9 protein-coding genes and 1 pseudogene are annotated in these 11,529 nt (G+C 40.3%); 1 reads left to right on the plus strand and 9 read right to left on the minus strand.

The features are described from left to right. The 3 genes and pseudogenes from PPBDW_RS06735 to punC all read right to left on the minus strand — a co-directional run. Nucleotides 1-735, minus strand: coding sequence for an arginine ABC transporter substrate-binding protein (locus PPBDW_RS06735; RefSeq protein WP_036794250.1), 735 nt, complete (start codon nt 733-735; stop codon nt 1-3). A gap of 59 nt (nt 736-794) precedes the next feature. Continuing rightward, nucleotides 795-1,523 carry an arginine ABC transporter ATP-binding protein ArtP gene (artP, locus tag PPBDW_RS06740; protein WP_036794251.1) on the minus strand — a complete coding sequence of 243 codons (729 nt, stop codon included), beginning with the start codon at nt 1,521-1,523 and terminating at the stop codon, nt 795-797. A 481-nt stretch (nt 1,524-2,004) separates the two neighbouring features. Continuing rightward, nucleotides 2,005-3,234 (minus strand): annotated as a pseudogene (punC, locus tag PPBDW_RS06745) (purine nucleoside transporter PunC); the annotation flags it as partial. An 80-nt stretch (nt 3,235-3,314) separates the two neighbouring features. On the opposite strand from punC, the gene punR reads away from it, so the two are divergent. Then, nucleotides 3,315-4,217, plus strand: coding sequence for a DNA-binding transcriptional activator PunR (gene punR / locus PPBDW_RS06750; protein WP_036794254.1), 903 nt, complete (start codon nt 3,315-3,317; stop codon nt 4,215-4,217). Between the two features lie 69 nt (nt 4,218-4,286). Here the strand turns inward: punR and PPBDW_RS06755 are convergent, their stop codons facing one another. From PPBDW_RS06755 to PPBDW_RS06780, 6 genes are all read right to left on the minus strand, one after another. Further along, a complete protein-coding gene (locus PPBDW_RS06755) occupies nt 4,287-4,895 on the minus strand; it encodes a CDP-alcohol phosphatidyltransferase family protein (RefSeq protein ID WP_036794256.1) in 609 nt (202 codons plus the stop codon). Between the two features lie 21 nt (nt 4,896-4,916). Beyond that, a complete protein-coding gene (locus PPBDW_RS06760; RefSeq protein ID WP_036794258.1) occupies nt 4,917-5,552 on the minus strand; it encodes an ATP-binding cassette domain-containing protein in 636 nt (211 codons plus the stop codon). After that, the gene (locus PPBDW_RS06765) at nt 5,549-7,234 is read right to left on the minus strand and encodes an ABC transporter permease (protein ID WP_036794260.1); all 1,686 of its coding nucleotides are present in this window, start codon (nt 7,232-7,234) and stop codon (nt 5,549-5,551) included. Before PPBDW_RS06765 ends, PPBDW_RS06760 begins: the two co-directional genes overlap by 4 nt. 80 nt (nt 7,235-7,314) lie before the next feature. Beyond that, on the minus strand, nt 7,315-8,529 hold the full coding sequence (locus tag PPBDW_RS06770; RefSeq protein ID WP_036796334.1) for an ABC transporter substrate-binding protein: 1,215 nt from the start codon (nt 8,527-8,529) through the stop codon (nt 7,315-7,317). A 29-nt stretch (nt 8,530-8,558) separates the two neighbouring features. Further along, nucleotides 8,559-10,709: an FAD-dependent oxidoreductase gene (locus PPBDW_RS06775; protein ID WP_036794262.1), complete on the minus strand. Its 2,151-nt coding sequence runs from the start codon at nt 10,707-10,709 to the stop codon at nt 8,559-8,561. Further along, complete coding sequence (locus tag PPBDW_RS06780) at nt 10,699-11,328, minus strand: carboxymuconolactone decarboxylase family protein (RefSeq protein WP_036794264.1); 630 nt, start codon at nt 11,326-11,328, stop codon at nt 10,699-10,701. Before PPBDW_RS06780 ends, PPBDW_RS06775 begins: the two co-directional genes overlap by 11 nt. Nucleotides 11,329-11,529: the final 201 nt, after the last annotated feature.

The following is an 11,529-nucleotide window of genomic DNA, read 5'->3' on the forward strand; positions in this document are numbered from 1 at the left end:
TTACTTACCAAAATACTGTTCAAAAATTGCTTGGTACTGACCATTCGCTTTAATAGCTGCCAGCGCTTTATTTAATTGTTCTACTAATGCTTGGTTGTCTTTATTTACAGCAATACCGAAACCATTACCAAAATATTTAGCATTCGTAACAGGCTTACCGACATAAGAAAGTTTGTCACCATTACCTTTTTTAAACCATTCAGCGACAACCGCAGTATCACCAAAAACAGCATCAATTCGGCCGTTTTGCATATCAATAAATGCATCTTGGTAACTGGTATAAGGTACTGCGGTTACTGCTGGCATTTGATCGGTAATATAGCTCTGGTGGGTTGAGCCATTTTGTACGCCAACGCGTTTACCTTTGAGTGCAGCTTGATCTGCCACATGGCCTTTTAGAGAAACGAACGCTGCGGCATTGTCATAATAGGTGTTACTAAAACTGACTTGTTGTTGACGTGCCTCGGTGATGTCCATTGCTGAAATTGCAGCGTCATAACGTTTAAATTTAAGAGCTGGAATTAAGCTATCAAAGGCTTGGTTATGGAAAGTACATGTTGCTTTCATTTCAGAACACAATGCTTTAGCGATATCAATATCAAAGCCTTGAATTTGATTGTTAGCATCCATGTATTCAAACGGTGCGTAAGTCGCTTCTGTGGCAAATTTAAGATCTTGTGCAATTGCGTGACTTGATGCTAGACCGATCATTGCGGCTAATAAAATTTTCTTCATCGCTATACTCCATGCGGTTTATTACGTAGTTCTATTTACGTGGTTTAAAAAGATACCTATTAATGAGTGAGGTATTCTGCAAATTGGGTTGTTTTTGGGGTTGCGAAAGAAGCATGACTGCCATGCTCAATGACGCGACCGTTTTCCATGTATAAAATGTGGCTTGCAATTTTTTTTGCAAAATCGACTTCATGGGTAACGACAACTTGGGTTATCCCTGTACCACTAAGATCTTTGATGATCTTAACTATTTGGCTGGTTATTTCAGGATCAAGCGCCGCGGTTGGTTCGTCAAATAGTAGAACGTCAGGTTTCATCATTAGTGCTCGAGCAATCGCAACCCGCTGTTGTTGACCTCCTGAAAGTTGTAACGGCCATGCATCAGCTTTATCTGCAAGGTGTAATTGGGTCAGAATAGCGACGGCTTGTTGCTTGGCTAATGCTTTATCAATCCCTAATACTTTTATTGGTGCCTCAGTTAAATTTTCGATCACGGTTTTGTGTGGCCAAAGATTATATTGCTGAAATACCATCCCGACTTTACGCCTTAATGCTAAGCCTTTCTGTTCTGAAATAGGCTTGGAAAAATCAAACACATTATCGGCAATTGTTAATTTGCCATCGGTCGCATTTTCAAGCAGGTTTAATACTCGTAATAGTGAGCTTTTACCTGCACCACTAGGACCTAGTAAAACGAGGGTTTCGCCAGTGTTACAAGTAAAGCTGACATCATGCAGTACTTGGTTTTGGCCATAAAATTTATTGATATTACTTACTTGAATACTCATGCTTTAATACTGCATTAATCATCACTTAATTTATATACTACTCACCACGATATCTTATGCAAGAAAAATGTATAAAAAAAGCAATATGTTATATATTTGTTTATTTTTTAGTGGTTTGGCAGGTTATTTTGCTTGGTTGTAACGTTTTTATTTAACAATAATTGAACTTTAAATACCTATTGGTCTTAGATGGTATAAAACTAGCTTAAATTACATATTTAACTGTTTTTATAAAATGATTATTTAGTCACTACGTCGTAATTGGGCATGTAAGCTGATTTATCATTGGATAGTGGTGATATTATTGCTTCTGAAGTGAAGATTTATTTTATGGTAAGGGATAGTTAAAGATGCGAGAGAGGCATAAATTCACGTAATGGTGTCTTTATACAAAAGAACAATCGGGGGTGGTTGATAAGAGGTATTGTGTAATAAAAAAGCAGCCATTAAGGCTGCTTAAGAAGGGGATTTTTAGTAAAAATTAAGCGGTTGCCGTCACTGATTGTCGATGGCGTGCCTGTGTTACTAAAATGAAGCCGATGATAGCGATAAAACCGGTAATAAACATTGCTACCGTTACTGTTAATAAACCATATCCTGCAAAGGCTGATACTAAACCACTTGCGGCAAAACAGACCATGGTTTGCATAAAGTTCAATAAGCCAGCAGCGGTCGCACTACAATTTTTAAAATCAGATAACGCAGAGCTGATAACCAGTGGGTAAACGGCACCATTAGCAACAGCAAGAAAGCAAAATGGAATTAAAATTGGCCAGATGGTTGTTACTGTCATTGAGGTTGAGATAACAAACATGATTAATACACTGCTAAAGAACAATGCCAAAATCCACGGCAGTAATTTTTTACTATCGAAATGATTCAATAATGAACGACAGCCATAACCACCAACAATAAAGGCAACAGTTTGCGGCGCATAACTCAAGCCAATATCAGTACCTGAATAGCCCATTGCTGACATTACAAATGGTGAACCCGTTAAATAAGCAAAGAATGCTGCTGAACATGCTGCAAAGATAAGCATGTTACCCCAGAATTTCTTTGAACTTAGGATCTGACCATAATCACTGCGCAGCTTTACGGTTAATTTTTGTTGTTGCTGATGCAGATTAGCGCTTTCTGGCTCTCTTAACGTCATGATAGCCAATACTGCACCAAAACCTACCAACGCGATAAAGATACTACGCCAGCCTAATTGATGCTCAAGCATCGCACCTAATAAAGGCGCTAAGGCTGGAGATAGTGCAACTAAAGGCATTATGGTTGCAAATACACGTTCAGAGACTTTACCGTCATAACGGTCAACCACAACGGCTTGCCAGATAACTGTCGCACTACATGCGCCTAATGCTTGCATAAAACGAGCAGCAAGGAATACTTCGATATTAGGTGCAAACGAACAAGCGATAGAAGCAAGGCTAAATAGCACCATGCCGCCAACAAGCACTTTAATACGTCCAATGCGATCAGATAACGGACCATACACGACTTGGCCTAATGCCATACCGAGTAAAAACACACTGAGTGACAGGCCGATAAGAGATTGGGTTGTTGCAAAGTCGGCGCGAATCGTCTCAAAAGAAGGTAAATACATATCAGTTGCTAGAAAACCTAGCATACTTAAACATGCAAACCAGAACAGGGTAATTTTAGAAGGTTGAATTTTCATTTTATGATTTTGGTCCATATTACAATTGCGGCTAGTGTAATACTGGTTTTAATGGCTGTGAAACGCTAAAATTTCAACCATGCTTTCAAAAAATTTGATTTGATATGTTTTCCTATAATGATCTACAAGTTATTGACGTTGTCGCCCGTCGTGGCAGCTTTTCAGGGGCTGCAGAAGAATTGCACAAAGTGCCAAGTGCGATTAGTTATACCGTAAGATTGATAGAAGAGCGTTTAGCTGTCGAATTATTTGTTCGATTGCATCGACAGGTTAAACTAACACCAGCAGGGGAATATTTTGTCGAAGAATCCCGCAAATTAATTAAGCAAATGCAGTTAATGAAATACCAAACTCAGCGAGTTGCAAATGGTTGGTCACAAAATGTATCCGTCGCATTAGATACTGTTGTGCGTCAAAGTCGTGTTAATACATTAGTACGTGACTTTTATCAGCATTTTCCTGATGTGGAATTACATTTAACTATGGAAGTGTTTAATGGAGTGTGGGATGCATTGGCTGATGGTCGAGCAGATATTGCGATAGGTGCGACAGCTGCGGTTCCTGTTGGTGGCAGTTTTGATTATCGCGATATGGGAACGTTAACTTGGAAGTTTGTGATTGACCCACAGCATCCATTGGCTCAATCCGATCATCCATTAGAGCCACATGAATTAGCACAATATCCAGCGATTTGTTTAGAAGATACCTCACGAACATTACCCAAGCGTATTACATGGTTGATGGATAATCAGCGCCGAATATTAGTACCTAATTGGCACAGTGCAATGCAGTGTTTAAAAGCAGGATTAGGCGTGAGTGTGGTACCGAGCCATATGGCAATTCCATTAATCGAAACTGGGGAACTCATTGAAAAAGAGTTAGCGATTAAGCCGTCAGTGAGTCCCTGTTGTTTGGCATGGAATACTGAAACCATGAATCCTGCGGTGAGTTGGCTACTTGATTATTTAGGTGATAGCGAACAATTACATCGCCAATGGGTGCGTTGATTGATTGAGTTGTTATCAGAAGAGTGGTTGCTGGATGTATGAGCTTATTTTACATCCAGCATCTTTGAATTAATTTTTTAAAGTGTGGTAACCCGCCCAAATACGCGTAGTGGTGGTTATCCAACACAGAGAGCCAAAAACCCAAGCGATAATGGCAAAGTATTGTGGTAAGAGACAAAACAGCACAAAACAGGCAATAGTTTCAGTACCTTCTGTTAGACCGCCAATGTAGTACAACGATTTTTGTTTATATACTGGGCTTTCTATATTGCGTTTACCTGCCATTATTGCAAATGCTAGGAAGCTTGAACCAGTACCGATAAAAGAGAAAATTAAAAAAGCGCCGGCAATAGCATTTTGACTCGGGTCTGCGAGTACAAACCCAAATGGAATTAAAGAATAAAACAAAAAATCCAACGTTATATCAAGAAACCCACCACAGTCAGTGATCCCTTGACGACGCGCTACAGCGCCATCTAAACCATCAAATAATCGGTTTAGAACAATAAAAAATAGGGCTAATCCATAATGTTCAAACGCTAAGGCGGGTAGTGCAAACAGACCAATAACAAAACCACTAAGGGTGATTTGATTGGCACTAATACCATAGTGATCAGGTAATGCCGCCAGTTTCGCTAAAGGTTGACGTATCAGAGTAATACTGTAACGGTCGAGCATGATATTTTCCGTATTATTTTTTTATTGCCAAGGCCAGTGTAAGACATCACCATTTGTTGGAATGTCATCGTCGTCATGAGTCACCATTAATGCCGCAATATTGCGTTGTTTAATTTGGTCAAATACAAACTGACGAAACTCAGCCCGCAAGGTTTTATCCAATTTACTAAATGGTTCATCAAGTAATACTGCTTGCGGTTGTGATAATAATAATCGCATCATGCTAATTCTTGCTCGTTGTCCACCGGATATTTGGTGTGCTTGTTGGTGTTGTAAATTAAGTAAGCCTAGCTCGTCTAATGTTTGTAATGCCATCTGCTTGCGTTGCGCGCCTTTTATCTGTGGTGGTAAACCAAAGGCTAAATTCTGCCAAATATTCAAGTGAGGAAACAATAAATCATCTTGAAAAACAATTCCAATATGGCGCATATTAGGCGCAAGTGACATGATAGATTGTTGATTTAGTTGAATATCACCTGTTACTGTGAAGTCGGTAGCCAAATGGCCAGCAATTGCACTGAGAATGGTTGATTTACCACTACCACTTGGACCCATTAGTGTCATTATTTGTCCATTTTTAACATCAAAACTGAGGGGGCCAATTAGGATATTATTGCTGTGATGGCGTAAGGTCAGTTGTGAAATAGACAACGTCATAAGATCACCTTTGTCGTTTGAGCATGTGATGTTTTGCGTCGAGCGAACACCATTGCAAGTGTAAAAAATACCAAGGGTAATAAACCCTGTAATAGCCCATAAATTGCACTAACGCGGCGATCTTGACCACTGGCGAGTGTAACGGCTTCCGTTGTTAGTGTCGGTACACGCCCAGCGCCAAGCATTTGTGTTGGTAGGTATTGTGCCAAACTTACACTGCATCCAACGGCAAACGCGAGTAGCAATACTGGTTTTAGTTGTGGAAATTTCACTCGCCACCATGTCTGCCAACCACTTAAGCCTAAACTGCGGGCTGTCTGATCCAATCGCTGATCATAGCTGCGCCATGGTCCATCTAAGGTTAGATAAATATAAGGGAAAACATACAACCAATGGCTCCAGCTTACCCATAACCAAAAAGATTGCCCCGCAATAAAAGAGACGGCTATTTGCATTCCAAATAATAATGATAGCTGTGGCGCAACCATGGGTATTGCAATCAGAATAGTTGGAATACCACGGTGGTGTTTTTGGCGATATTCAAGACAAATGATCGCCATAATTAATGCACTAAGGCTACTGATTAGCGCCAAAGTAATACTGTTGCTGATAAGTTGCTGTAGTGGCTCAAGTTGTTGATACCAAAAACGCACACTATAGCGGCTGGGCAATAAATCAGGAAAACGCCACCGTAAGGCAAACGACCACAGCGCTAAAATAGGCAGCATTATTAATGGCAGCAGTAATAAGCCATAGCTAAATAACGTTGCTATCGCTGAGGTTTTGCTAATATTTCGTGAGCGTAACGTTAGCGTTTTAATTGGGCCGCTGTATTGCCATGCTGTTGAGTGTGATAACAACCACCATTCAATGCAGCGTAATAATCCAAAACAGAGCAGAACAATAATCAATAATAGTAATGCGCCAGCCGCAGCGCGTGGTAATTGGGTTAAGTCTGCGTCAGTGAACCATTGCCAAATTAACATTGATAACGTGCTTGGGTGGGTTGGGCCAATAATTAAAGCGATATCGACCACCGCGAGTCCATAACCTGCAACAGCAAAAATCGCTAACCGTAATTTTGGTAACCATAACGGTACAATCACCATACGCCATGTTTGCTGGTGGTCGTAACCAAGGCTGACTGAAGCATTATAGAACTGTTTTATATTGAGCTGCTTAAGAATGCTTATGCTCATTAATAATAAAAAAGGTGTTTCTTTTATCGCTAATACAAGCAGTAATCCTAAACCATAACGGTCATGGATCAGCGTTGGGTAAAAGGAATCCGTTAATCCTAGGTGGTGCCAAATACGTGCCAGCCAACCAGTAGATGAAAACATTAACCCAAAGCTAAGCACAAAGGCAACATGAGGAAAGGCTAATAAAGGTGCAAGTAAACGTTCGATTTGTTGCCATTGAGTACTTAACCAATAACGACGCAAAATTAAATAGCACCACCACAAAGCAAGCATAGTGCTACCAAGCCCTGATAGTAGTGTTAAGCCAATAGAATGGCTAAGATCAGGCCATGTGGATAATTGTTGCCAGCCTAAAAATGATGGTTGGTGCATGTTTAATGCTGGTATCCATGCAAAAGCAGGTGCCAACATACCGATAAAGCCAATTATCAATGGGCTCGCGAATAGCAATAAAGTAGCAACAAAGATAATGACTAACATAAGGCTCAAATAAATATCAGACAGGGAAGCTAACTTGCTATCATAATGCAAGTTAGCTTAATTTATAATAATTATAACAGCTAGTTACCGTATCTTTGTTGCCACTGCTGTTCAATTGCGGCTAGCCAAGTTGGATTAGGCTCTGCAATGGAAGGGTAGGGTTTAAAGTTTTGCTGGTTATAAGGTGCTGGTAATTTGGTAAAGGCTTGTGGGCTTAAAATGGTTGGATCGCCCCACAAACTGGTATCCGCTTTACGGGCTTGAGCCTCTGGACTTAACAGGAAATTAATCGCCACTAATGCACCCGCTTTGGCATTGGCGTTCCATGGAATAGCAAGGAAATGGATATTGGTTAACGCACCAGCACTGAATGCATAGGTTTTTGCTTTTTCGGTTAAATTACCGTTGGCAATGGCAGCCGCTGCAGCGTTCGGGTTGAACGTAATTGCCAACAATAATTGTTGATCATCAAGTAGTTGTATCGTTTCTGCAGTACCTGCTGGGAATTGCTTCCCTTGGTGCCATGCAACTTTGTGGAGTTGATCAAGGTAATGCCACAACGGTGCTGTAACACGATTAAACAGTGCTTGATCTTGAGGAAGTTGCAATGGCTGATACAAGGCTTGTTTATCCGTTGTAAGTTCTAACAGCGCCGCTTTTAAAAAGCTTGTGCCATGAAACTCTGGTGGCTTCGGATAACTGATTTTCCCTGGGTGTTGTTGTGCTAAGGCTAATAATGCCTTAAAACTTTTAGGCGGGTTAGATAATGTTTCAGGATCATAAATAAACACCAGTTGTCCCACGCCCCACGGTGCTTCTAGTCCTTGGGTTGGTTCTGAAAAATCTTTATCTATAGGCAGTGATTTATCAACATATTTCCAATTAGGTAATTGGTGAGTAAAAGGGCCGTACAGTAATCCATTGCGTTTCATTGAACGAAAGTTTTCACCATTGATCCAGACCATATCAACACTGCCGCCACTATTTTTCCCCGCTGTTTTTTCTGCTAATAAGCGTTGAGTCGTTTCGGCAATATCCGTTACTTTTACTTGTTTTAGAGTGACGCCATAACGCTGTTGTAATTGCGTGTTAGCCCATAGTAGATAATCATTAATTTCTTGGCTGCCACCCCAAGCATTAAAGTAAACGGTTTCACCTTTGGCTTGGGTGAGAGTTTGCTGCCATGTTGGCGTAATAGTGGCGTTTGTAGGTGTTTCGTTTGCATTCGCACTGAGGCTACTGATTAACAAAGCAGCCGTTAGTGTGAGTTTTTTTAAAGCAGGAAATGGTGTTATCACGATTGATATCCTTATTTGCGGTCGTATTAATTACGCATCCAGTGGTGATATTTTTTAACCCAAGCAAGCAGTTTTTGAGGTGCATGTGCTTGTTTCCATACACCAGCGGTGTACTTTGCCCCTTCGCTCATAGTGGGATATGGATGGATGGTACCTAAAATCTTATTTAGACCTAAATTGTGGCGCATTGCTAAGGTAAATTCGGCCAGTAAATCACCACCATGATGACCAACAATAGTAACACCTAGAATTTTATCACTGCCTTTAGGGGTTAAGACTTTAATAAAACCTTCGTCATAGCCATCAGCGATAGCACGATCTAAATCATCAAGTCCATAACGAGTGACTTCATAATCAATTCCTTGCGCTTGTGCTTCTTTTTCGTTAATACCGACACGGGCTAATTCTGGCGCAGTGTAAGTTACCGCAGGGATCACTGAATAATCGACTTTGAATTTCTTTAGCGCGCCAAAGAGACTATTTACAGCCGCATACCATGCTTGATGAGCTGCAACGTGTGTTAGTTGATAAGGGCCTGCAACATCACCTACAGCATAAATATTAGGGTATTGAGTTTGTAAATACTGATTAACGGCAACAGTACCACGTTCAGTTGTTGTAATACCAAGTTGTTCTAAGCCAAACCCTTGTACATTGGCTACTCGTCCTAACGCGAGCATTACTGCATCAAACTCAACCGTAATCAGTTGGTTATTATGTTCTAACACCGCAGATTGTGTGCGTTGTCCGTGTACATCAATAGTCGACTCAAAGCGTATTGCTTTATGCTGTAATAATAGTGTTACGCCATCGTGGGTGAGAGATTGTTCAATTAACGTTGCGGCGTCAGTATCTTCACGAATCAATAATTGTGGTGCCATTTCAACCATAGTGACCGCTGCACCTAAGCGACAAAAACTTTGGGCTAATTCACATCCAATCGGACCACCACCAAGAATCAATAATCGTTTAGGAAGCGCTTTAAGCTGCCAGATGGTATCAGAGGTTAAATAGTCGACGTCGTCTAAACCAGCAATAGCAGGAACAAGTGGCCGTGCGCCAGTGGCAATAACGATATTACGCGTAGTAATACGGCTGCCATTCACTTCAACCTCCCACGGAGACAAGATTTTTGCATCACCAGTTATGCAATTGACGCCAAGTTTGCTGTAACGCTCGATAGAATCATGGGGTTCAATTTTTTGAATAACATGTTGAATGCGCGCCATGACTTTAGAAAAATCAACACTGTTAATTTGAGCATCAATCCCAAGTCGTGCTGCATGATTAATATCAGCAGCGGTATGCGCCGCACGAATAAGTGCTTTAGACGGCACGCAACCAGTATTTAAACAATCACCGCCCATTTTGTGACGTTCAATCAGGGTTACTTCAGCTTTTACTGCTGCGGCAATATAAGCACTGACTAAACCACCAGCACCAGCACCGATAACCACTAAGTTTTGATCAAAGTGGGTGGGTTGTTGCCATTGTTGATAGCGTTTTTTATTTTTCATGATTTTCATTACCCATTTTACAATTAATGGGAAAAGTCCGAGTAAAAATAAAGACGTTAAAACGGGGGCAGAGATAATGCCACTCAGTGACTCTATTTTACCTAATTGGGTGCCGGCATTAATATAAACGGCAGTACCTGCTAACATACCTAATTGGCTAACCCAGAAAAACGTACGGGTTTTAATTGAAGTTAATCCCATTAATAGATTGATGAGGAAAAAAGGAAAAACAGGTATTAAACGTAAACTTAATAAATAGAAAGCACCTTCTTTTTCTATGCCTTTGTTTAGTGTCGCTAAGCGATGACCAAATTTTGATTGTACCCAATCACGTAATATAAAACGGCTTGATAGAAATGCTAACGTTGCACCAATGGTACTGGCGAACGACACTATAATGAGGCTGGTCCAAAAACCAAATAATGCAGCTCCTAATAAGGTTAATATAGATGCGCCAGGAATAGAAAGAGCCGTCACTAATACGTATAAACTGAAAAAGCTGACGTAGGCAATGACTGGATTTTCGGTAATATGGTGCTGTAAGGCTAATTGCTCACGCTTAGCATATTCAAGGGTAAGAAAATGACTCAGGTCAAAATAGAACCAAGTGCTAATAATCGTTGCGATGACAACCAATAATAAAATTTTGTTATTTTTCATCTAAGCTCCCTAGTGGTTTTTTATTTGAATCAGAAGAAGCTTGGGTTGTGTTTTTTTGAGAGTTGCTGCTTGTTTGTGGCTGAATTGGTAATGAGCAAAACCCTTGCGCAGGTACATCAAGTGCAGTATTAAATTTAGCTGATAAATTTTGAAAACTCACTAATGCTGTTAGCTCTACAATATCATCACTACTATACCAAGCAGCGAGTGCCGTAAGCATTTCGTCACTGACATGTTGTCCAGTAATTGTCATTGCTTCTGTATAGGCTAATACGGCTTGTTCTTGTTCTGAAAAGTACTCAGAAGATTGCCAATTTGCCAATGCTTTTATTTTTTCTACTGAGTGGCAACGTTCTGCGAGTTTCATACCGTTAGCATCGACACAAAATGCGCAATTATTAAGTTGTGATACACGGACACACACTAATGATCGTATAACGGCATCAATCGGTGATTTTTTACGGTCAAGATAACCAAAGAACAAAGCAACTAACCAGAAAAGAACAGGCTTACGTCCCCATAGTTTGGCGGGGTTGAGTACTTTGCCAAAATGGCGGGCTTGTAGCCACAGTAAAGGTTTTACCCATAATGAAAATGTATTTTTGGTTAGTATACGCAAGGTATATCCTTATTAAATGAAAGTTACACAAACTCTTAAGTAGCAAGACCGAGAGAAGTGACATTGTATTTCATTTAATAAAAAAAATTTTGATTATTCGAGAAATTGCTTGAAATAACAACAGCAAATAGAGTCTTTACCGTGTAGTTATGGCCGTAAATCGCACTAATGATATGAGAGCGTTGATGAATGATAAATAAT

The organism is Photobacterium kishitanii, from assembly GCF_000613045.3.
GTDB classification, from domain to species: Bacteria; Pseudomonadota; Gammaproteobacteria; order Enterobacterales; family Vibrionaceae; genus Photobacterium; species Photobacterium kishitanii.

Coding starts and splice junctions, on each gene's coding strand:
- PPBDW_RS06735 (WP_036794250.1), bottom strand. CDS start 735: ATGAAGAAAATTTTATTAGCCGCAATGATCGGTCTAGCATCAAGTCAC.
- artP (WP_036794251.1), bottom strand. CDS start 1,523: ATGAGTATTCAAGTAAGTAATATCAATAAATTTTATGGCCAAAACCAA.
- punR (WP_036794254.1), top strand. CDS start 3,315: ATGTTTTCCTATAATGATCTACAAGTTATTGACGTTGTCGCCCGTCGT.
- PPBDW_RS06755 (WP_036794256.1), bottom strand. CDS start 4,895: ATGCTCGACCGTTACAGTATTACTCTGATACGTCAACCTTTAGCGAAA.
- PPBDW_RS06760 (WP_036794258.1), bottom strand. CDS start 5,552: ATGACGTTGTCTATTTCACAACTGACCTTACGCCATCACAGCAATAAT.
- PPBDW_RS06765 (WP_036794260.1), bottom strand. CDS start 7,234: ATGTTAGTCATTATCTTTGTTGCTACTTTATTGCTATTCGCGAGCCCA.
- PPBDW_RS06775 (WP_036794262.1), bottom strand. CDS start 10,709: ATGAAAAATAACAAAATTTTATTATTGGTTGTCATCGCAACGATTATT.